The sequence below is a fragment of the Amycolatopsis sp. WAC 04169 genome (genome assembly GCF_003947535.1).
In the GTDB taxonomy this organism is placed as follows: Bacteria; Actinomycetota; Actinomycetes; order Mycobacteriales; family Pseudonocardiaceae; genus Amycolatopsis; species Amycolatopsis keratiniphila.
This window is the reverse complement of sequence record NZ_QHJI01000004.1, coordinates 192,384-213,356: the sequence shown is the minus strand read 5'-3', so window position 1 is coordinate 213,356 and position 20,973 is coordinate 192,384. Positions and strand designations below refer to the sequence as shown.

General features: G+C 70.9%; 22 protein-coding genes. 9 read left to right on the top strand and 13 right to left on the bottom strand.

Annotated elements, in window-relative coordinates:
• Positions 1-43: 43 nt before the first annotated feature.
• Positions 44-709 carry a pentapeptide repeat-containing protein gene (locus tag DMC61_RS10245; protein ID WP_125688735.1) on the top strand — a complete coding sequence of 222 codons (666 nt, stop codon included), beginning with the start codon at positions 44-46 and terminating at the stop codon, positions 707-709.
• Here DMC61_RS10245 and DMC61_RS10240 read toward each other — a convergent pair.
• Positions 694-1,029 carry a cupin domain-containing protein gene (locus DMC61_RS10240; RefSeq protein ID WP_125688733.1) on the bottom strand — a complete coding sequence of 112 codons (336 nt, stop codon included), beginning with the start codon at positions 1,027-1,029 and terminating at the stop codon, positions 694-696. The two genes, DMC61_RS10245 and DMC61_RS10240, sit on opposite strands and share 16 nt — an antisense overlap.
• Before the next feature lie 71 nt (positions 1,030-1,100).
• On the opposite strand from DMC61_RS10240, the gene DMC61_RS10235 reads away from it, so the two are divergent.
• A complete protein-coding gene (locus DMC61_RS10235) occupies positions 1,101-2,045 on the top strand; it encodes a GlxA family transcriptional regulator (protein ID WP_125688732.1) in 945 nt (314 codons plus the stop codon).
• Between the two features lie 45 nt (positions 2,046-2,090).
• Entirely contained in the window at positions 2,091-2,423 is a 333-nt protein-coding gene (locus DMC61_RS10230) for a helix-turn-helix domain-containing protein (protein WP_016335567.1), read from the top strand.
• Here DMC61_RS10230 and DMC61_RS10225 read toward each other — a convergent pair.
• Genes DMC61_RS10225 through DMC61_RS10215 form a run of 3 tightly spaced genes read right to left on the bottom strand, consistent with a single transcriptional unit; the run spans position 2,420 to position 4,895 of the window.
• A complete protein-coding gene (locus DMC61_RS10225) occupies positions 2,420-3,010 on the bottom strand; it encodes a ClpP family protease (protein WP_016335566.1) in 591 nt (196 codons plus the stop codon). The two genes, DMC61_RS10230 and DMC61_RS10225, sit on opposite strands and share 4 nt — an antisense overlap.
• Complete coding sequence (locus tag DMC61_RS10220; RefSeq protein WP_125688730.1) at positions 3,007-3,633, bottom strand: ClpP family protease; 627 nt, start codon at positions 3,631-3,633, stop codon at positions 3,007-3,009. The genes DMC61_RS10225 and DMC61_RS10220 overlap by 4 nt, the downstream gene beginning before the upstream one ends.
• Before the next feature lie 56 nt (positions 3,634-3,689).
• Positions 3,690-4,895 (bottom strand): serine/threonine-protein kinase, encoded by a 1,206-nt coding sequence (locus DMC61_RS10215; RefSeq protein ID WP_125688728.1) that lies wholly within the window; start codon positions 4,893-4,895, stop codon positions 3,690-3,692.
• 117 nt (positions 4,896-5,012) lie between these two features.
• On the opposite strand from DMC61_RS10215, the gene DMC61_RS10210 reads away from it, so the two are divergent.
• The gene (locus DMC61_RS10210) at positions 5,013-6,572 is read left to right on the top strand and encodes a PucR family transcriptional regulator (protein ID WP_125688726.1); all 1,560 of its coding nucleotides are present in this window, start codon (positions 5,013-5,015) and stop codon (positions 6,570-6,572) included.
• On the opposite strand, the gene DMC61_RS10205 is transcribed toward DMC61_RS10210, so the two are convergent.
• Genes DMC61_RS10205 through DMC61_RS10195 form a run of 3 tightly spaced genes read right to left on the bottom strand, consistent with a single transcriptional unit; the run spans position 6,560 to position 9,152 of the window.
• Positions 6,560-7,429, bottom strand: a complete 870-nt coding sequence (locus tag DMC61_RS10205) for a polysaccharide deacetylase (RefSeq protein ID WP_125688724.1) — start codon at positions 7,427-7,429, stop codon at positions 6,560-6,562. The two genes, DMC61_RS10210 and DMC61_RS10205, sit on opposite strands and share 13 nt — an antisense overlap.
• Positions 7,426-8,538, bottom strand: coding sequence for a tRNA-dihydrouridine synthase (locus DMC61_RS10200; protein ID WP_125688722.1), 1,113 nt, complete (start codon positions 8,536-8,538; stop codon positions 7,426-7,428). The genes DMC61_RS10205 and DMC61_RS10200 overlap by 4 nt, the downstream gene beginning before the upstream one ends.
• Positions 8,535-9,152 (bottom strand): DUF1989 domain-containing protein, encoded by a 618-nt coding sequence (locus tag DMC61_RS10195; protein ID WP_125688720.1) that lies wholly within the window; start codon positions 9,150-9,152, stop codon positions 8,535-8,537. Before DMC61_RS10195 ends, DMC61_RS10200 begins: the two co-directional genes overlap by 4 nt.
• A gap of 140 nt (positions 9,153-9,292) precedes the next feature.
• On the opposite strand from DMC61_RS10195, the gene DMC61_RS10190 reads away from it, so the two are divergent.
• The 3 genes from DMC61_RS10190 (at position 9,293) to fahA (ending at position 11,921) form a co-directional block, all read left to right on the top strand.
• Positions 9,293-9,826 (top strand): MarR family winged helix-turn-helix transcriptional regulator, encoded by a 534-nt coding sequence (locus DMC61_RS10190; RefSeq protein WP_125688718.1) that lies wholly within the window; start codon positions 9,293-9,295, stop codon positions 9,824-9,826.
• A gap of 80 nt (positions 9,827-9,906) precedes the next feature.
• Complete coding sequence (locus tag DMC61_RS10185; RefSeq protein WP_125688716.1) at positions 9,907-10,749, top strand: hypothetical protein; 843 nt, start codon at positions 9,907-9,909, stop codon at positions 10,747-10,749.
• Positions 10,746-11,921, top strand: coding sequence for a fumarylacetoacetase (gene fahA / locus DMC61_RS10180; protein WP_125688714.1), 1,176 nt, complete (start codon positions 10,746-10,748; stop codon positions 11,919-11,921). Before DMC61_RS10185 ends, fahA begins: the two co-directional genes overlap by 4 nt.
• A gap of 1 nt (position 11,922) precedes the next feature.
• Here fahA and DMC61_RS10175 read toward each other — a convergent pair whose 3' ends face one another.
• The 6 genes from DMC61_RS10175 to DMC61_RS10150 are packed head-to-tail and all read right to left on the bottom strand — an operon-like array spanning position 11,923 to position 17,498.
• Positions 11,923-13,230: an ABC transporter substrate-binding protein gene (locus DMC61_RS10175; protein ID WP_125688712.1), complete on the bottom strand. Its 1,308-nt coding sequence runs from the start codon at positions 13,228-13,230 to the stop codon at positions 11,923-11,925.
• The gene (locus DMC61_RS10170; protein WP_125688710.1) at positions 13,227-14,228 is read right to left on the bottom strand and encodes a branched-chain amino acid ABC transporter permease; all 1,002 of its coding nucleotides are present in this window, start codon (positions 14,226-14,228) and stop codon (positions 13,227-13,229) included. The genes DMC61_RS10175 and DMC61_RS10170 overlap by 4 nt, the downstream gene beginning before the upstream one ends.
• A 1-nt stretch (position 14,229) precedes the next feature.
• Complete coding sequence (locus DMC61_RS10165; protein WP_125688708.1) at positions 14,230-15,108, bottom strand: branched-chain amino acid ABC transporter permease; 879 nt, start codon at positions 15,106-15,108, stop codon at positions 14,230-14,232.
• Between the two features lie 11 nt (positions 15,109-15,119).
• Positions 15,120-15,824 (bottom strand): ABC transporter ATP-binding protein, encoded by a 705-nt coding sequence (locus tag DMC61_RS10160; protein ID WP_125688706.1) that lies wholly within the window; start codon positions 15,822-15,824, stop codon positions 15,120-15,122.
• The gene (locus DMC61_RS10155) at positions 15,811-16,581 is read right to left on the bottom strand and encodes an ABC transporter ATP-binding protein (RefSeq protein ID WP_370456395.1); all 771 of its coding nucleotides are present in this window, start codon (positions 16,579-16,581) and stop codon (positions 15,811-15,813) included. The genes DMC61_RS10160 and DMC61_RS10155 overlap by 14 nt, the downstream gene beginning before the upstream one ends.
• Before the next feature lie 59 nt (positions 16,582-16,640).
• A complete protein-coding gene (locus DMC61_RS10150; RefSeq protein WP_016335551.1) occupies positions 16,641-17,498 on the bottom strand; it encodes a serine aminopeptidase domain-containing protein in 858 nt (285 codons plus the stop codon).
• A gap of 140 nt (positions 17,499-17,638) precedes the next feature.
• On the opposite strand from DMC61_RS10150, the gene DMC61_RS10145 reads away from it, so the two are divergent.
• Both DMC61_RS10145 and DMC61_RS42010 read left to right on the top strand, forming a co-directional pair.
• Positions 17,639-18,235 carry a QsdR family transcriptional regulator gene (locus tag DMC61_RS10145; protein ID WP_038511150.1) on the top strand — a complete coding sequence of 199 codons (597 nt, stop codon included), beginning with the start codon at positions 17,639-17,641 and terminating at the stop codon, positions 18,233-18,235.
• A gap of 48 nt (positions 18,236-18,283) precedes the next feature.
• The gene (locus DMC61_RS42010; protein ID WP_125688704.1) at positions 18,284-20,650 is read left to right on the top strand and encodes a LuxR family transcriptional regulator; all 2,367 of its coding nucleotides are present in this window, start codon (positions 18,284-18,286) and stop codon (positions 20,648-20,650) included.
• The last annotated feature ends 323 nt before the right edge of the window (positions 20,651-20,973 follow it).

The window sequence follows — 20,973 nt, the reverse complement described above, 5'->3', positions numbered from 1 at the left end:
GCGGGGCCCGCCTGCCCAGGCGGGCCCCGGTACGGTCCGGGGCATGGAGTTCCGGGATTTCGACGGCATCAGGGTGCGGCGGCCTTCGGTCGAGCGCGAAGACCTCGGAAGCGAACCCGCAGTGTTCCGCGGCGATTTCGACTTCGACTCGGTCCACCTCGACGGCGGCGAGCAGGACGGTGCCCGCGGTGGCGGGGAGATCGCGCACTCGCTTGTCTCGGACGTGAGTTTAGCGAACGCCCGCCTCGACCGGTTGACGCTCTCCAACGTGGTTTTCGAAGGCGTCGACCTGTCCAACGCGGCGATTCGCGAACTGTCGGCCCGGCGGGTCGAAATCCTGCGCTGCCGGGCGATCGGGCTCGGAGTGGCGATCAGTTCCGCCACCGATCTGTACGTCGAGAACGGGCGATTCGACTACGCCTCGGTGACCGTCGAGCGGGTGAAGGGTTCGGTCGTGTTCTCCGGATGTTCGTTCCGGGAGACGGTGTTCTCCGGCGATCTGTCCCGGCTGACCTTCGTGGACTGCGATTTCACCGAAACCGAGTTCGCGGCGACCGCCGCGGTGGGCTGCGATCTCCGCGGCTCGCGACTGTCCGGCGTCCGCGGTCTGCTGACCCTGCGCGGCGCGAAGATCACCAGTGAACAGGCCGTCTCGGTCGCGGGGATCCTCGCGACCGAGAGCGGCTTGTCGGTTCAGCCCTCGGGGTAGAAGACGAACAGCGTGCACCCGGTCGCCGACGCGGGCACATGCCATGAACCGGCCGGGGCGTGCAGGAACGTCCCCGCCGGATACTCGCGCGCGCCGTCGTTGAAGGTGCCGGAGACGACGAACACCTCTTCGGGGCCGGGTTCGTGGACGTCGCGGTGCGGCCACGAACTTCCGGGATCCATTTCCAGCAGATTCGCCTGCGCGCCGTCCGTTCCTGTCCACAGTGGACGAAGACGGATTCCGGGGAAGAGCTCGCGCGCGGGGGATTCCTTGGCGGAGACGGAAGTGTAGCCCTCTTGGGCGAGGATCTCTGAGTGCATGTCCCCATGCTGCCTCGGTCGTCGGGCCGCCGGACAGTGTCAGGGAAGACACCATGGGGTACTTTCTTGCCATGCATCGCGTGAGGGCACTGGTGCGGCCGGTGCAGTCGACGTTCGAGCTCGGGATCGCCGCCGAGGTCTTCGGCACGGAGCGGGCCGGGGTGCCGAAGTACTACGAGTTCGACGTCTGCACGGAGAAGCCCGGCCCGGTGCCGACCACGGCCGGGTACGCGATGTCCGTGAGGCGGGGACTTTCCGCGCTGGCGGACGCCGACACCGTGCTCATCCCCGGCTGGTCCCCGGTCGAGGCGCCGCTGTCGGCCCCCGTGCGCCGGGCGCTCCTGCGCGCGCACGCCAGGGGAGCGCGGCTCGTCACGATCTGCTCCGGTGTCTTCGCTCTGGCCCGCACCGGGCTGCTCGACGGCAGGTCGGCGACCACGCATTGGGCGCGCGCCGCCCAGCTGCGGGAGGAATTCCCGCTGATCCAGGTGGAACCGGACGTGCTCTACGTGGACCACGGAGACGTCGCCACGAGCGCCGGGGCGGGCGCGGGGATCGATCTCTGCCTGCACCTCGTCCGGCGTGACCACGGCGCCGCGCACGCCGCCCTCGTCGCCCGGCACATGGTGATGCCGCCGCATCGCGACGGCGGGCAGGCGCAGTTCGTCCCGGCCCCGCCGCCCGGCGACGAGCTGGACGGTCTCCTCGAATGGGCAGGCACCCGCCTCGGGACGCCGTTGTCGGTGGCCGATCTGGCCGCGCACCTCAACGTCTCGCCGCGCACGCTGGCCCGGCGTTTCGCCGATCAGCTCGGCACCACGCCGGGCGCGTGGCTGCTGACGCGCCGGGTGACCGAAGCGCGCACCCTGCTGGAGGAGACCGGCCTCCCGGTGGAGGTGATCGCGTCCCGCGTCGGGCTGACGTCGGCCGTGAACCTCCGCCGCCGCTTCCGCGACCAGGTCGGCACGACGCCGGGCGCGTACCGTCGCGCGTTCCGGGACCCGGTTTCGCCTTGAGCGGAACGGCGTACGCGGGCCCCGGCCCGATGTCACGATGACCGTATGGCGGACATCCTTCCTTTCCAGCAGAAGCGCCCCGAACCGGAACCGCTGTGGCGTGACGTGCTGGGCCGGAGCCTGCGCGCCGCGCGGGAGGAACAGGGCGGCCGCCTCGTCGACGTCGCGGAACGCGCGGGGATCTCGCCGCAGTACCTCTCGGAGATCGAGCGCGGCCGCAAGGAGCCGTCGAGCGAGATGATCGCCGCGGTCACCGGCGCGCTCGGGCTCGACCTGGCGGAGCTGCTCTTCGGGATCGCGGGCACGATCAGCCGGGGCGGCAGCACGGGCCTCGCGGTCGGCCGCCGTCCGCGAGGGCCCGTGCTCATGGCCGCCTAGGCACGTTCGTCGAGGACGCGGTCCGCCAGCCCGTAGGCGACGGCGCCCGCCGCGTCGAACACGCGGTCCCGGTCGGTGTCGTGCCGCAGGTCCGAGACGGCGCGGCCGGTGTGGGCGGAAAGGATCTCCTCCAGCTGCGTCCGCACCCGCACGACCTCGTCGGCCTGCAGGATGAGGTCCGGGATCGTGCCGCGCCCCTGCGCCGCGGGCTGGTGCAGCACCACCCGCGTGTGCGGCAGCACGAACCGGTGCCCCGCCTCACCCGCGGCCAGCAGGATCGCGCCCGCCGCGACGGCCTGGCCGACACAGGTCGTCGCCACCGGCGCCTTGATGAAGCGCATGGTGTCGTACAGCGCGAGCATCGCCGACGGGTCGCCGCCCTCGGTGTTGATGTAGAGGTTGATCTCCTGCTCGGGGTTGTCCGCCTCCAGGTACAGCAGCTGCGTGATCAGGGCGTTTGCCACCCCGGAGTCGATCGCGGTCCCGAGGTAGATGATCCGCTCCGACAGCAGATGCGAGTAGACGTCCATGATCCGCTCGCCGGCGGGGCTGCGGGAGATGACGTTGGGGATGGTGTAGGTGCTCACTTGCCCGCACCCCTTTCCGTGCCGAGGCCGAGTTTGTGGGTGCGGACGGGGACGACCTGGTCGAGGCTTTCGACGATGTGGTCGATGAAGCCGTATTCGCGGGCCTGTCCGGTGGTGAACCAGCGATCGTGCAGCGAATCGGCGAAGATCCGGTCGATGGGCTGCCCGGTGTCGTCGGCGATGAGCCCGAGCACCGTGTCGCGCGTGTAGCGCAGGTCGTCCGCCTGCACCTCCACCTCGACGGCCGAGCCGCCGATGCCCGCCGAACCCTGGTGCATCAGGATCCGCGCGTGCGGCAGGGCGAACCGTTTGCCCGGGGTGCCCGCGGAGAGCAGGAACTGCCCGGCACTGCACGCCAGCCCCAGCGCGAGGGTGGCGACGTCGCACGGCACGAGCCGCATCACGTCCCGGATCGCCAGCATCGACGGGACCGAACCGCCCGGCGAGTGGATCCACAGCGCGATGTCCTTGCGCGGGTCCTCGCTCGCCAGTGACAGCAGCTGGGTGGTGAGGACCGTCCCGTTGTCGTCGTCGAGCGGGCCGTCGAGGACCAGCACACGCTGGCTGAAGAACCGTTCCCGTTGCCGTTGGTCGAAGAGTGGCTGCTTCTCGTTGTCGCTCATGCCCCGACCATGCCGCCGGGGCCTGCTCGCCCGCCGGTTTCTCTGCTGTGAGCGGATCAGCCCACAGCAGGGCGTTTCGCCGGCACGAACCACACGGTGATGGTCAAGAGCACGGCGAAGACGATGGCGAGGAGGTCGAGGGTAAGCCCCGGTTGTAGAGGAAGACCCAGGTACTCCGCTTCATCCAGCGCCTTCAGCAGAAGCAGGCTGAACAGCGTCAGCCCGCCGCCGACGGTGATCATGACCTGCCCGCGGCGGACGTTGGCGAGCAGGAGCCCGCCGCCGGCCACCGAAAACACCCCCGACAAGACGAGGGCGACATGACAGAGCAACAGTGGCACCCAATGCCAGTGCATCAGGTACACGTAGTGGACCAGCATCGCGTCCGTCAGCACGAAGAAACCGAAGAGCATGCTCGCCACCCCGGTCAGTACCGCGAAGACCGACGGCGGTGTCAGGCCGGGACGCGTCGGCGGGATCTGCACCGGCGTTTCGATCCCGCTCGCGGCCTGGGCCAGTAACGGGAGCGCTTGATCCGGCAGCATGCGCGCGTGCGGCGCTTTCGCCAGCAGCCCGCGCAGGACGTCCGCGAGCGGGCGGGGCGTCCGGTCGATGGCGGGCTGCTCGTTGACGACGGCGTACAGCGTGGCCGCGACGTTCGCCCGCTGGAAGAAGTTCCCGCCCTCGCTCGCGCTGAGCAGGGTCACGCCGAGCGACCAGAGGTCGGAATGGGGCGTGCCTTCGTGTCCAGCGATCGTTTCGGGGGCGAGGAAGGCCGGTGTGCCCGCCGGGTCGAGGGCCTTGGCGATCCCGAAGCCGATCAGCTTCACCGCACCGTCGGGAGCCACCAGGATGTTCGCGGGCCGCACGTCCCCGTGCACGACGCCCGCCGTGTGCGCGGCGGTGAGCGCGCCGAGGACCTTCCCGCCGAGGTCGGCCACGAACCGCGGCGACAGCGGCCCCGCGGACGCCAGGCCCTCCAGGGTCCGTCCCTCCACCGGATCCATCACGACGAACGCACTTCCGTCCGCGACCACGACATCCCGGACGGGCACCACCGACGGGTGATCCACCGCGACACGAGCTTCCTCCTGGAGCCGCTTCACGCGGGCGGGTTCGTGCGTGGGAAGCGGCAGTTGCTTGATCACGACCGGGGGACCGTCCGGCCCGTCCTCGCCGCGCCACAGCACGGCCGTCCCGTCGCCGCCCAACTTCTCGAGCAGGGTGTAGCGCTCGGCGATCGTGCTCGAAACTGCCGTCACAGTGGGGCTCCTCGAATCCTGAAGGGTCTCCGAGGCACGCTAACCAGGGCTCATGACAAAACGATGAAATGGCCGTTCATCCATGAAGGACCGGCGCGGCTGGATATATTCACAGCCATGCTGACCTTGGCGGCACTGGTCGAGGACCCGGCCCTGGAACTGCGGGTGGTCGTCCCCGGCCGCGACGGCGCACTGGCCGGGCAGGTGTTGTGGGTGCACAACACCGAGCTCCCCGATCCGGGACCGTACGTGCGCGAGCACGAGGTCGTGCTGACCAACGGCCTGTGGCTGGACCGGGTCGATCCGGCGGATTTCGTCGCGCGGGTGGTCGGCGCCGGAGCGGCGGGGATCATCTTCGGCCTGCGCGTGGAACAACGCGACACCCCGCCCGCGCTCGCCGACGCCTGCCGGGAAGCCGGGTTGCCGCTGCTGGAGATCTCGGTGGCGGTGCCGTTCACGGCGGTCACCCGCGCCGCCGCGGCGATCCAGGCCACCGATCGGCAGAACGCGCTGATGTCGTTGGTGCGCCGAGGCGACGAGCTGACTTCGGCGCTGTCGAGGGGCGCGGGCGCGTCCGGGGTGCTCGCGGTCCTCCGCCGGGAACACGAACTCCCGCTGGCGGTCGTGGACCGGATGGGCCGGGAGCTGGCGTCCGCCGGCGCCGAACTGGACGCCGGGCAGACGCGCGCCGCGGCCGAGGCGCTGGCCGGGCATCCGCCGCCGTTGGAGGCGGATCTCGGCGCGGGCACGCGGGCGGCGTTGTTCCCCGTCGGCGCGATCGGCGACGCGGACGCCGCGCTGTTGTGCCTGCGTCCTGCGGCGGAGCTAACCCGCGGGGAGCGGGACGCGCTGGAGCAGACCGCCCGCTACCTCAGCCTGGAGGTGGCCCGGCACCAGGCGGTGCAGGCGATCGAGATGCGGTTCGCCGTCGAACTGCTGGACATGGTGCTCTCCGGCGCGCAGCGCGCCGCGGAGGTGCCCGGCAGGCTGCGCGCCTTCGGGGTCGACCCGGACGGTCCGCTGGCGGTGATCGCGCTGGCGTTCGCCGGTGAAGAAGCCGCCACCCCGCCGGGGATGGCCGAGGCCGTCACGGACTTCCTCTTGGCGGACGGGCTCCCCGCGGTCGTCGCGGCGGGCAGCCAGGACGTCGTCGCGGTGCTGCCGTTCCGTTCGGGCAGGCAGTCGCCCGCCGCCTTCGCGCCGCGGCTGGCGGCGTCGGTTTCGCACCGGCTCTCCGGTGGGCGCGTGGTCGTCGGACTCGCCGACCCGGTGCCGGGCGCGGCCGAACTGCGGACGCCGTTGTCGCGCAGCCGCGAAGCCTGCCGCGTGCTCCGTGGCAGGCGCGGCGGGCCGATCGCCGCGAGTTTCGCCGAGCTGGGCAGCTACCGGCTGCTGCTGGAGTCGCACGACGAACAGTGGCGGCACACCTTCGCCGACGCCCTGCTCGGGCCGCTGCGCGAGCACGACCGCCTCCGCGACGGCGAACTGGAGACGACCTTGCGGGCGTTCCTCGACCACGACGGCCACTGGGCGGCCACCGCCGCGGCCATGTTCGTGCACGTCAACACCTTGCGCAACCGGCTGGCCAAGGTCACCGAGCTGACCGGCCGCGACGTCGGGCGGACCGCGGACCGGGTCGACCTGTTCCTGGCGCTCGAAGCGGGTCAGTCCGGATAGACCGCGGGGTCGACTTCGAGGCGCCGCAACGGTTCCACGGGCAAGGCGGGGTCCGCCAGCGCCGCGGCCGCCACGTCGCGGCAGAGCGCGAACCGGACGTCGCCGAGCCCGAGCCCGAACTCGATGAGCGCGCGCACCGCCTCAAGCCGACCCGGCCTGCCCGAAAGGAACGGGTGCAGGCACAGGTTGAACAGGCACCGATAGCGGCGCATCGCGTCCAGCTCGGCGCGCCACATCTCCAGCACCCGTATCGGCGACGTGATCACCGAGCCGACGTGCGGTGCGGGAAGGAACGCGTACTGCTCCCAGTCGTCGAGCGACCAGTGCACCGGCAATTCGGCGATCCGGCCCGCCCCGGTGTCGATCAGGTACGGCCGGTCGTCGGCCATCAGCGACGAGTCGTAGCTCAGCCCGTGTCCGGCCACCAGCGCCGGAGTGTCCCATGTGGACTCCCAGCCCGCCGCGCGATGTCCGCTGATCTCGATGCCCTGTGCGGCGAAGACCGCCATGCCCCGTTCGAAATCGGCGCGTTGCTCGGCGGCGGTCATCGCGGTCGGCGGCCGGTGGCTGTAGGAGTGGTGGGCCACCTCGTGCCCCCGTTCCACGATCGAGGCGGCGAGGCCGGGCCGCTGTTCGGCGACCCAGCCCGGCACGAAGAACGTCGCGGGCACGGCCAGTTCGTCGAGCAGATCGAGGACGCGCGGCACCCCGACCCTGGGTCCGTACGCCTGATGGGACATGGTCGACAGGTGGTCCGCGTAGCCCCGTCCCCGGGCGAGGATCGGGGACTCCGCGTCGACGTCGAAGGTCAGGGTCGCGACCGCGGCCGCGCCGCCGTGCCAGCTTGCTTCAGTCACGCCTGCCGACTCTCCCGCCAACGGCGCGCGTTCGCCACCGTGACCGTCGGGGAGACCATCGCCCGGTCGAACTCGGCCAGCGGTTCCGCCGCCGCGACGCGGGCGGGCAGATCGGGGTTGGCCAGCGCGCCGTGCCCGATCGACAGCAGGTCGGCGTGCCCGCCGGTGAGGACGTCGTGTGCCTGCGCGAGGTCGTGCATCCCGCCGTTGGCGATCACCGGCAGCCCGGTGACCTCGCGGGCGAGCGCGGTGATCGTGCCGCCGTCGGCCAGCTTCGCCGTCTCCAGCCAGTTCCGGCCCTCACTGGCGATGTGGAGGTACTGCACGCCCGCCTCGGTGACCGCTGCGAAGATCACCTCGGCGTCGGCGCGGCCACCCGGCCAGCGATAGGTGAAGTCGTTGACCTTCGTCTGCGACAACCGCACGCCGGTCACCAGCTCCGGCACCGCCTCGGCGACGGCGGTCACGACCCGGGCGGTCAGCCGGATCCGGTTCGCGACCGGTCCGCCGTGGGAATCGGTGCGGTGATTGGTGTAGTCGGTCAGGAACTGGTCGAGCAGATACCCGTTGGCCGCGTGCACCTCGACGCCGTCGAAGCCGGCCTGACGGGCACGCACGGCCGCGGCCGCGAAACCGTCGATGATGTCGTCGATCTCGGCGGTGGTCAGTTCGCGGGGGACCGGCCACGGCCCGGAACCGCCGTACGCGCGCATTTTCTCCCCGCGCGGCTGGACGGCCGACGGGCCGACGGTGTGCGGGTTGCCCTGCGCGATGGCCCCGGCGTGCATGAGCTGCGCGATCATCCGGCCGCCCGCCGCGCGGACTCCGGCGGTGACCACCCGCCAGCCCGCGACGTGCTCGTCCCGCGCGAGGCCCGGCTGGTTGAGGTAGCCCTGGCTGGCCGCGCTGTCGGGGTAGGTGCCCTCGCTGAACACCAGCCCGAAGCCGCCGCGGGCGAATTCGGCGTAGTAGTCGGCCATTTCGCCGGTCGGGGTGCCGTCCGGCCGCGCGGAGACGCGGGACATCGGGGCGACGGCGTAGCGGTTGCGCAGCGCGAGACCGCCGAGGGTGACCGGGGCGAGCGCGGGGTGTTCGACGGTGGTCGTCATGACCTGGTTCCTCCATTGTGGACGGTTTCGATGGCGAGCGGGGAGAGTCCGGCGTCGCTGATCCGGACAAGGTCTTGCGGGCAGGCGGAGACCACGACGACGCAGTCCAGCTCGGCCCGCAGGGTCACCGCGTCGCCGGGGCGCGAGTTCGCGGTGAGCCAGTTCAGGCGTCCGCCCTCGCCGACCGGGATGCGCATGAAGACGTTGATCGGCTGCGGGGTCGGACCGGCGAAGCTCAGGCCCTCCGCTGCCAACGCCTCTCGCAGATTCGCGGCGCAGGACCGGTGGTCCGGTGCGCCCAGCGCGGCGTACCGAGCCGGGTCACACGCCGGGATGAGCATGTCGTGCTCGCCAGGCGAGGTGTCTTCGGCCAGTGTGAGGATCGGGTGGCGCAGGTCGGTCAGGAAGGCCTCGCCGACCGCGGGGAACAGCCTGTCGACGCCGGCGCGGGTGTGCGCCGCGCTGTGGTGCTCGGTCAGTTCGGCCCCTCCGCTGTCGCGGAAGGCGAACACGTCCCCGACCTGGCCGCCGTCGACGTCGATCACGCGGATCAGGTCGCCTGCGGCCACGCGGACCGCCTTGGCGGTTCCTGGTGGCACTTCCGTTCTGCTCATGGCCCCAGCAAACAGGGCCGGACCGATGTCTCGCCATGGAGAGATGTCCATGATCACGTGGCCTTGATGGAGGAATCTCCAAGCGCGTAAAAGTAGTTTCGACTTTGACCATTTTCGCAGGACCGGGTTAGTGTTCGCCGATGGAAGACGTGGACGCGGCCGGGCTGGACTTCTGGTCGTTCGTGGCGCTGGCGAACCGGCGGCTCGCCCAGGAGTACGGCTTCCGCCACCAGCTGGCGACCGAGGTGCTCCTGACCCTCAACCGCGCCTCCGACCTGGTGACCTACGACCTCGAAGCCGCGGTGCACCGGCCGCGCGGGCGGTCCTGGTCGGCGTTCCGGCTGCTGTTCGTGGTCTGGCTCGCCGGACCGCTCGAACCGACCAGCGCCGCCCGGCTGACCGGGATGAGCCGGGCCGCGGTGTCGAACCTGGTCAAGACGCTGGTCGCGGAGGGCATGCTCGACCGGGCACCGGACGAGCGCGACGGACGTTCGGTGCGGTTGTCGCTCACCGAGGCGGGGCGGGAGGAGATGGTCTCGGTCTTCCGCGAGCACAACGAGCGCGAATTCGGCTGGACGAACGCGTTGACCGAGACCGAACAGCGCATCCTCGTGATGCTGCTGGGCAAGCTGATCACCAGCCGCGCCGAGTTCGGCACCCGGAGCCGCAAGTAGGCCTTCCCGTCCCCCGGAAGACCGGACTACGCTGCCCGATGGATAGTCAAAGTGTGAACTAAATCGGCGAGGAGGAGACCATGGTGGACGGCGGACGGATTCCCGCGCTCTTCGCCGGGCTGTGCGACGACGCCGCGGTGTTCCCGCCCGGTCTGGCCCCGCTGCCGGACGCCGTCGCGGCGCACGACGAGCACGTCTCCGCCTGGTACGCCGGCCTCGTCGGGCCCTTGGTCATCGCCGCGACCGCGCTCGGCGACCTCGCCGAGGTGCTGGACGGCCGGGAGACCCCGCTGCCGGTCTCGGTGACCCTGCCCGGCGGACCCGCGCAGCTCGACGGCGTGCTCGACGCGGTCGCCAAACTCCCGGTGAAGCTCGAAGCGCTCGAGATCGCCGTCCCGGACGGGATGGGTGCGGACGAGGTGCTCGCCGCGCTTTCCCGTGCCACCGCGCCGGTCTTCGTCGAGATCCCGCGTGACGAGCGGCGAATCCCGCTGCTGACCGCCCTTTCCGGCACCGGTCACCGGGCGAAGTTCCGCACCGGCGGCGTCCGCGCCGACCTGTACCCCGACGAAGCCGAACTCGCCGCCGCGGTCCGTGCGGCCTGCGACACGGGTGTGCCGTTCAAGGCCACCGCGGGCCTGCATCACGCACTCCGCAACACCGATCCGGAGACCGGCTTCGAACAGCACGGTTTCCTCAACCTGATGCTCGCCACAGACGCCGTCCTCACCGGCGGAGACGCCGAAGCCGTTCTCGCCGAACGAGACGGCGCCGTCATCGCCGAGCGGCTCCGCGCGCTGGACGCGGATCGTGTCGCCGCGGTCCGCGCGGGCTTCACGTCGTTCGGCACCTGCAGCATCACCGACCCCCTGACCGAACTGGCCGGACTCGGCCTGCTCGAGGCGCCCCGAGGAGAGGCATGACCACGATCGACATCCCCGCAGGCTCCCTGTTCGGGATCGACAACCTGCCGTACGGCGTGTTCTCCGTCGACGGTGATTCCCCGCGCGTCGGCGTGCGCGTCGGCGACTCCGTCGTCGACCTGGCCGCGGCGCTCGGCGACGACGTGTTCGCCGCGCCGACGCTGAACCCGTTCATGGCACAGGGATACGACCGCTGGGTGGCGGTCCGCGAGCGGATCCGCGACCTGGTCTCCGGCGAACTCCCCGACGGCGCGGTCCACCCAGTCGGACGGGTGACACTGCACCTGCCGATCGAGGTCGCCGATTACGTCGACTTCTACGCCTCCGAACACCACGCCTCGAACGTCGGCAGGCTGTTCCGCCCCGACGCGGAACCGTTGCTGCCCAACTGGAAACACCTCCCGGTCGGCTACCACGGACGCTCCGGCACGGTCCTGGTCTCCGGTACGGACATCGTGCGCCCGAGCGGTCAGCGCAAGGCCCCGGCCGACACGGCGCCGGTGTTCGGGCCGAGCGCGCGGCTCGACATCGAAGCGGAGATGGGGTTCGTCGTCGGCACCGGGACGCCGCTGAACACCCCGATCACGCCGGACGACTTCCCTCGCCACGTTTTCGGCGCGGTCCTGCTCAACGACTGGTCGGCCCGCGACATCCAGGCGTGGGAGTACGTCCCGCTCGGCCCGCACCTCGGGAAGAGCTTCGCGACCTCGATCTCCCCGTGGGTGGTGCCGATCCTGGCGCTGGAAGCCGCGCGGATCCCGCTGCCCGGGCAGACCGATCCGGAGCCGCTGCCGTACCTGCGGGAGAGCGACCCGTGGGGGCTCGACATCGACCTCGTCATCGAATGGAACGGTGAGGAGGTCAGCCGCCCGCCGTTCCGCGAGATGTACTGGTCACCCGCGCAGATGCTCGCGCACCTGACGGTCAACGGCGCGTCGTCGCGCACGGGTGACCTGTACGGCTCCGGGACGATCTCCGGGCCGGAGAAGCGTCAGCGCGGCGCGTTCCTCGAATTGTCCTGGGGCGGCAAGGAACCGCTCACGGTCAAGGGGGAGGAGCGCACCTTCCTGCAGGACGGCGACGAGGTCGTGATCACCGGCACCGCGCCCGGCGCGAACGGCTCGCGGATCGGGTTCGGCGAGGTGCGGGGACGCGTGCTGCCGGCACGGTGACTCAGCTGCCGGCGATCCCGTTCGGCGGCGGCGCGTCGTTCGCCGCCGAATCGTTCGCCTCGATGGGGGCGTCGCCGAGGTCTGTCACCAGTACCGGGGTCAGATCCTTGCCGACGCCTCCCTTGAGCTCGACCACCGACATCCCGGAAATGCCCAGGTGGTTCTCGCCGGTGTAGCGGAACGGCGCCAGGCCCGGTCCCGCGAAGGTCTTCCCGGACTGCTGGAGCACTTCGACGATCCGTTCCCGCGTCAGGTCCTTTCCGGCCGCCTGCAACGCCTGGACGAACGTGTACGCCTGCGCCATCCCGTAGATGCGGTAGTTCGTCAGGTCGCCGCCCTTGCCGTGCGCCTTCCAGACGTTCTGCCACAGCTTCGTCCACGCGTTGTCCGGCGCGTCGACACCGGGCAGGTATTCGGTGGTGACCACGCCGTCGATGAGTGACGCGCCGTTGGTCACCTTGCCTTCGGAGAACCGCGCGAGCAGGGAGCCGACGAGCGCGGGATCGGAGCCGACGTTGCTGTAGAACCACTTCGGCTTGAACCCGATCTTCAGCGAAGCCAATTGCGAGAGCGCGGTGTACGACGGAACGGTGAAGCCCAGCACCAGATCCACGCCCGCGGCCTTGAGTTTCGCGATCTGCGGCGCGATGTCGGTGTTGCCCGGCGAGTACTTCGCTACCTCGACGATCTGCTCGCCGAGGTAGCGCCGCGCGCCCTTCTCGCCATCGCGGCCGAAGTCGTCGTCCTGGAGGAACAGGCCGATCTTGGCGTTCGGCAGGTTCTTGCGCACCCAGTCGCCGATGATCTTGCCCTCGATCTCGTAGTCCGGCTGCCAGCCGAAGGTGAACGGCGCCTTCTTCGGGTCGTCGCCCCAGCGCAGCGAACCCGACGACACGAACAGATCCGGCACCTTCGAGTTGTTCAGGAAGTCGACGACGGCGCTGTGCGTCGGCGTCCCGAGGCCGCCGACCATCGCGAAGATCTCTTCCTTGAGCACCAGTTCGTTGGTCACGGCGCTGGTCGTGGTCGGGTTGTAGCCGTCGTCCTTCACCACGAACTCGATCTTGCGGCCGTGGACACCGCCATTCGCGTTCACGTAGTCGTAGTACGCCTGATGTCCGCCGGGGATCTCGCTGTAGCCCGGCGCGGCGACGCCGGTCAGCGGGAAATGCGCCCCGATCTTGATGGTCGTGTCGGTGACGCCGACCGTCGAGCCCTTCCGGTCGCCCTCGGGTCTGCCGCCCGCACCGCAGGCGGCGGTGACCGTCACGGCCAGGAAGACGGCCACGGCCTTGGTCCAGCGTTTCATGAACTTCGCCTCCAGTGGATGAGTTTCCGCAGCCCGCCGGCGAGGCCCGCCGGTGCGAGCAGCACGATCAGGACGGTGACCAGGCCGTAGAGCAACGGCGCCAGATGCGCGGCCTGCACGTCCGACAGGCCGAGATCCGTTCCCGCGCCGGTCACCAGTGGCGGCAGGAAGGTCAGCAGCGCGGCCCCGGCGAACGCTCCGGTGAGGCTTCCGAGACCGCCGAGCACCACCGCGGACACCAGCAGCAGCGACAGCGTCAGCGCGAAACCGCTCGGCGCGGCCAACCGTGCGGACAGGGCCATCAGCGCACCGGCCAGCCCCGCGCAGCCCGCGCTGACCACGAACGCCCGCACCCGGGTGCGGGCGAGGTCGATCCCGGCCAGTTCGGCGGCCACATCCTCGTCGCGGACCGCACGCCAGTCGCGTCCGACGCGACCGCGAGACAGGTTCGCCAGCAGGACGAACACGGCGATCACCGCGAACCACGAAAGGTAAGCGAGGTAACGGATCGACGTGAGGTCCTGGCCGGTGACGAAGTACGCTGCGTCCGCCAGCCAGGCGGGGATCTCCGGCATCCGGACCGGCAAGCCCTGCTCACCGCCGAGCGATTCGCCGAAGAACAACGGGATACCGGGGACGGCGACGGCGAGCGCGAGCGTCGCCCCGGCGAGATACGGCCCGTGTAACCGGGCGGCGGCAACGCCGACGAGTGCCCCGACCATGAGGGTGATCACCATCGCCAGGAGCAGGATCACCAGGAGCGGCAAGGCATCCGACCTCAGCAGGAGCGCCGTCGAATAGGCGCCGACGGCCATCAGCGCGCCGTGTCCCAAGGAGAGCTGCCCGTTGAGTCCGGTCAGGACGGTCAGGCCGCCCGCCGCGATCGCGAGATACGCCATCGTGGTGAACTGCGCGGTGAGATACGGCCCGGAGTTCTCCAGCGCGAGCACGACGATGATCAGTGCGGCCAGCGCGCCCAGCAGATGACGTCGCAGCACGTCAGACCCTCCGTTCGTGAACGCTCGTGAACAGGCCGCCGGGTTTCAGGAGCAGCACCGCCATGAGCAGGGCCAGCGCGGCGAGGGGCACCAGTTCCGCGCCGACGTAGCCGCTCACCAGGCTCAGCGACAGGCCGAGGACGACGCCGCCGACGACCGCGCCGACCGGGCTGTCCAGCCCGCCGAGCACCGCGGCGACGAAGCCGTACACCACCACACCGTCCATATAGGACGGATGGACGAGGCCGCCGCCGGCGATCAGCAGGCCCGACAGCGAACCGGCGAGCGCGGCCAGCGCCCAGCCGAGGGTGAGCATCCGCCCGACCCGCACCCCGAGCAGGCGGGCCACCTCCCGGTCGAAGGCCGCGGCCCGCATCCGCAGGCCCAGATCGGTACCGCGGAACAGCACCACGAGCCCGATCAGCACCACGCCGACGGCGGCGATGGTGAACACGCCGAACCCGGTCAGCGCGATCGTCGTGCCGCCGACCTGGAAACCGGTGAGCCCGAACGGCGCCGGGAACGACCGGTACCGCGAGCCGAACACCAGCGCCGCCAGCGCGTGCAGCACGATGAACAGCCCCAGGGTCAGGATGACGGCGTTGATCTCGGGTTTCCCGGACACGAACCGGATCACGAACCGTTCCACCAGCGCGCCGAGTACCAGGCCCGAAAGCAGGGCGACGGCGAAACCCGCCCAGTACGACCAGCCCGCGTCGATCAGGACGAGCGCGACGTACGTGGTGATCATCGCCATCGGCGCCTGCGCGAAGTTCACGATCCGCGTCGCCCGCCAGATCAGCACGAGCGCCAGCGCGAACGCGGCGTAGACCGCGCCCAGCGTCAGGCCGGTGAGCGCGGTGGTGAGCAGTTGCTGCACGAAGCTCCCTTTCAGAATCCGAGGTAGGCGTGCCGGAGCGCGTCGTCCGCGACGAGCGCGGCCGCGTCCCGCCGGACGACGACCCGCCCGAGGTTGAGCACGACACCGTGATCGGCGATGGACAGCGCGCTGCGGGCGTTCTGCTCGACCAGCACGACGGCCAGGCCTTCGTCGTGGACGAGACCGCGCAGCAGCCCGAAGATCCGCGCCACGACCCTGGGCGCGAGACCCAAGGAGGGTTCGTCGAGCAGCAGCACCTTCGGCCGGGAGAGCAGCGCTCGGCCGATGACCAGCATCTGCCGCTCGCCGCCCGAGAGGACGTGCGCGAGGCCGTTCTTGCGCTCGGCGAGCACGGGGAAGAGGTCGTAGATCCGGTGCAGGTCGGCCGTCTTCACCCGGCCGCGCGCCCCGAGCGCGCCGAGCCGCAGGTTCTCCTCGACGGTCAGTTCGGCCAGTACGCCGCGGCCTTCGGGAACATGCGCGAGACCCAGCGCGGGAAGGTCCTCTGTAGACACCCGGCTCAACTCCCTGCCACCGAGACGGATATGGCCGCCCGCGGGCCGGACGAGGCCGGAGATGGTGCGCAGCAACGTGGTCTTGCCCGCGCCGTTCGCGCCGAGCACCGCGGTGATCTCGCCTTCGGCGGCCGAAAGGCTCACCGAATCGAGCGCGCGCACCGGGCCGTAGCTCGCCGAGATCCGCTCAACGGTCAGCACCGGCCACCTCCTCGCCGAGGTAGGCCGCCTGCACCGCCGGATCGGCGCGGATCTCGTCCGGGGTGCCGCGGGCGATGACCCTGCCGAAGTCCAGCACCACGATCTCGTCGCAGACCCCCATCACCAGATCCATATGGTGCTCGACGAGCATCACCGACATGCTTTCGGTCAGGCCGCGGACCAGCACGCCGATCTCGTCGATCTCGGCCGACGACAGGCCGCCGGCCGGTTCGTCGAGCAGCAGCAGGTCGGGTTCGCTCACGAGCGCTCGCGCCAAAGCGACCCTTTTCCTCGTCGGGTAAGGAAGACTGGTGGGGTAGCGATGGGCGACGTCGGCGATGCCGAAGTCGTCCAGCTGCTTCATCGCCCGCTCGGTCAGGGCCTTCTCGTCCTTCGTCAACCCCAGCAACGAAGACCAGAAGCCGGATTTCGCGTGCCTGCCCGCGCCCACGAGGACGTTCTCCAGCACGGTCATCCGGTCGAACAGGCCGAGTTCCTGCAGGCCGCGCGCGATGCCGAGGCCGGCGAGATGATGCGGGCGCAGCCGCCGCAGTTCCGTGCCGCGCCAGGACAGCGTGCCGGTGTCCGGGCGGACGAAACCGCACGCGACGTTGAACAGCGTGGTCTTGCCCGCCCCGTTCGGGCCGATCACCCCGAGCACCCGGCCCGGTGCGACGGTGAGGGAGACGTCCGACAATGCGACGAGACCACCGAAGGTCACCGATACGCCGGACATCTCGAAGGTCGACAGGGTCACGCAAGAACTCCCAACGGCGGAAGGGGGCCCCGGCGCGGGCGCGCCGGGGCCGAGGACACTCAGGCGTGCGGACACGTGTCCCGGTAGTCGCTGATCGCGCGGTCGTCCGGGGCGGGGCAGAGGAACTGTTCGTAGCGGGTGTCGTTGTCCACGAACCGCTTCAGCCACGAGATCGTGTACTTGGCCATGGTCGTGTTCGCCGTGTTCGGGAAGAAGTGGCTCGCGTTGTCCAGCTCCATGTACGCCTTCTCCGCGGTGGCGGGAATGCTGGTGTAGAACGGGATCGAGTGCGACGCCACCGGCGCGACGGAGTCGGACTCGCCGCCGATGATGAACGTCGGCACCCTCAGCGAGGACCACGACTTCTGCGTGTTCCACGGCGCGAGCGGCACCGCGGCCTGCAGCGACGGCCGGTCCTGTGCGGCTTCGAGCGAACCGCCGCCGCCCATCGAATGCCCGGCCACGGCGAGCCGCGAGGTGTCGATGCGGGAGCGTACGGTGCTGCGCTGGGTCAGGTAGTCGAGTGCGGCGAGCAGCTGGTCGCCGCGGCTGTCGGGCTGGTCGTAGATGGTGTTGGTGTCGATCGTGAACACGACGAACCCCTGCGACGCCAGCCGCGGGCCGATCCACGCGATGCTCGACTGCGTCGCGGTGAACCCCGGCGAGATGGCGACCGCGCCGAACGTGCCCTGCGCGGTGCTGGTCGGGTAGTAGATGGTTCCGCCGCCGAAGCCGGTGACGGCCAGGCTCGACACGGAGGTCTGCGACACCGCGAAGGAGCCGCGGGAGGCTTCGATGCTGCTTTCGGTCGGGTCCGGTCCTCGTTCGTAGGGGTTCTCGGCGGCGTAGGCCGTGGGGGCGACAGTGAGTGCCGCGACGGTGGCCAGTCCACAAAGGATCCGGGTCGTACTACGCATGGTGCCGTCTCCGTTCGCCGTTGAACACAGTCCGTGGTGATGGACTCTGACAAACGGACGGAGGCGCCTGCATCGGTGAAATCGCCGGTCTTGCTCCGCGGTCGCCCTCCCCGGGCCGGGCGCCCGTACGATCGGCGATCGTGAATCCCTCAGCCGAGGACATAGTCCGCGCGGCGGCCCGGTGGATCGATCGCGGCGTCCGCGTCGACACCTCCGCCTTCGCCCAGGATCTGGGCATCTCGCGCAGCACCCTGTTCCGTCGCGTCGGAAACCGGGAAGACCTGCTCGGTGATGCCCTCTACTACCTGTCCGAGCGCACCCTGACGGCCGCCGCGCGCACCTGGGAGCGCGAAGAGGGCGACGTGGTGCGCAACGCGGCCGGCGAACTGCGCTGTCTCGCGATCATGCGGGAGTACCGGTCGGTGCTCGCGGCGAGCGCGGGGTTCCGCCGCTTCCTCGACGACGAGCCGGTGCTGGCGATCAGGCTGCTCACCGACCCGGACGGCCGGGTCCAGCCGAGGGTGATCGCCGCGCACGTCGAGCTCCTGCGCCGCGACGTCGACGCGGGCGGCTTCGAGCCCAGCGTCGGGCTGGACAGCCTCTGCTACGCCATCGTGCGGCTGGGGGAGGCGTTCCTGTATTCGGACGTCCTCGCCTCCCGGACCCCCGATCTCGACGCGGCGTCGACGCTGCTCGGAGCGCTCGTGGAGGGACGGGTGCCGAGCAAGACCTTGTGAAACACTTGCGCCTGGTGTTTCATCGAGAGGGATCTCGAGGAGGCGCGGATGCCTGTGTACCCGTTGCGGGGCAGGGACGACCTCTTCGGTGGGCTGCGCTCGGCCGCCGGGCGCGCGGTGCTGATCCGCGGCACCGAGGGCCTGGGCAAGTCGGCTCTGCTCGCCGAGCTGCGTGCCACCCTCGGCGTCCGGCTCGTCGGAGTACGGGGTCTGCGGGCGGAAAGCACGCTGCCGTACGGCGCCCTGCAGCGGATGTTCGGCGCGTCGGTCTCCAGCGGCGCGGAAGCGCGAGACCGGCTCGGCGCCGTCTCGGCTCCGACGATCTGCTGGGTCGACGACGCGCACTGGATCGACCCGGAGTCCTTGGCGGCACTGGGTTTCGCCGCCCGGCGTTTGGCGGGCGCGTCGGTCGGGATGGTGCTCGCGTCGCGATCCGGGTCGGACGAGTTCGACTCCGTCGAGCTGCCACCGTTGAGCGAATCCGCCGCCGATCAGGTGCTGCGCGACCGTGGTGTGCCCGCCGGTGTCCGGCCGCAGCTGGTCGAGCTGGGCGACGGGAATCCTGCCGACCTGGTCGCGCTGGCGGCCTCGCTGACGCCCGCGCAGGCGGCAGGACGGGAGCCGGTTTCGCCGATCCTGCGGGACCGCCTGCCTCGGTACACGGCCGAGCTCGACGCGATGCCGCTCGACGAGCGTCTGCGGTTTCTCGGCACCTGCATGGACTTTTCCGCGCGGAAGGCGACTTGGTACGCGGCGGCGTCACCGGCCGACCGCCGTGCGGCGCACGCGCGGCTGGCCTCCGTCGAGGAGGGACCGGACGCGCTCTGGCATCGCGCGATGGCGACGGCCACGCCGTCCGAGCCACTCGCGGACGCGCTCGCCACGGCATCCGCGGCGGATCACGCGGCGGCGGCGCGGCATCTCGAACGCGCCGCCGCGCTGACCGCTGATCCGGGCGCGCGGGCGGCCCGATTGCTGGCGGCGGCGGACGCGGCCTGGCAGGCGGGCAGACCGGGATGGGCGCGGCTGCTGCTGTCGAGGGCCGACGCCGAACCGGGTGCGGTCGCGTTGCTGCACGGGGAGATCGAGCTGCGCGACGGCGATCCCGCCGTCGCCACCCACGAACTCGGCACGGCGGCGCGGCTGCTGCCCGATCCGGCCGCCGCGCTCCTGCTGGCGGGCGAGGCGCGGAGGCTCGGCGGCGACCTGGGTGGCTACCGGGCCCTCGCGCGGACGGTCCCGGCCGGTGAAGGGCTGGCGTTCGCGCACTTCCGTGGGTTGACCTCGGTTTACGAGGGACGTCACGACGACGCCGTCGCTCCGCTGGAGGAAGCCGTCGCCAAGGGGATGGCAGACACCGACGTCGCCGGAGCCGTCTGGGCCGCCGAAGCGGCCTTCGCCCGCGGGCACGCCGAACAGGCGCACGAGTACGCGGCGGCCGCGGTGGGCCGCGCGCGGCTCGGCAAACGGCACGCGGAACTGCCGTGGGCGCTGGTCTACCTTTCGCTTTCGGCCATCGCGCTCGACCGGATCCCCTGTGCGCGGGCGGCGTCCCGCGACGGCCTGCACGCGCCGCACAACCTGCGGATGGAACATCTGACGCTGCTGGGGCTGGCCGCCGCGCTCCTCGGCGACCGGGCGCCGGAACTCGACGAGGCGGCCGAGGGCATCGCCGAACGCGGCCTCGGCAGGCCCGCCGCCGTCGCCGCGTGGGCGTACGCGTGCCTGGACCTGGCCGAGGACCGGCCCGACGACGCGCTGAGCAGGCTCGAAGATCTCGCTTCGGGCGTCTCCGGCGACCAGCCGGTGATCCGCGTGCTGGCCACTCCGCAACTCGTCGAGGCGGCCGTCAGCACCGGGCGTCCTGAACGCGCCCGTGCCGCGCTGGAGGTGTTCGACCGCTGGACCCTGGCCGGGGCGGAGCCCTGCTGGCTCGCGCTGAGCCACCGCTGTCACGCGCTGATGGCGTCGGATCCCGGCGTGGCGGAACGGCGTTTCCGGCTGGCCGTCGAGGCGCACCGGCGGGCGGGCGGCGCGGTGGAACTCGCCAGGACCAGGTTCGCGTACGCCACCCTGCTGCGACGCCATCGCCGGACCCGCGACGCCCGCGACCAGTTCCGCGATGCCTTGCGTGGCTTCGAAAACGTCGGCGCCACCCGGTTCGCCGAACGGGCCCGGGCCGGGCTGCGGGCGGCGGGCGAGACCGTCGACGTACCGCACCGGTCGCTCGCCGGCCTCACCCCGCAACAGGACGCCATCACCCGGCTGGTGGCGGCGGGGGAGACGAACAAGGAGATCGCGCGGCGGCTGGTGATCAGCCACCGGACGGTGGACCACCACCTGCGGAACATATTCACCGCACTGGGGGTGCGGTCCCGCGTGGAACTCGCGCGCCGTGTCGCCGCCGGCGAGTGACGCCGCCCGTCACTCACGTGATCGAAGGCGCGACTCGCGTGATTGGAGGCGTAACACTCGAGTTCCGCCTCCAATCACGTGAGTCACGTCCCTGATCACGCGAGTTACGCCTTCGCTCACGCCGCGCCCTGGGCTTCCGCCACTCGCGACCACCTGTACCGAACGGCGGCTTCGCGTGATCGAACGGACGGCAGGTGTGATCAGACGGACGACACGCGTGACCGGATGGACGACACGACCACGGCGAAGCCTCCGCCGCGAGTCGTCCGCCCAGACACGCGTGTCGTCCGTCTGATCACGTGTGTCGTCCATCCAGTCACGCA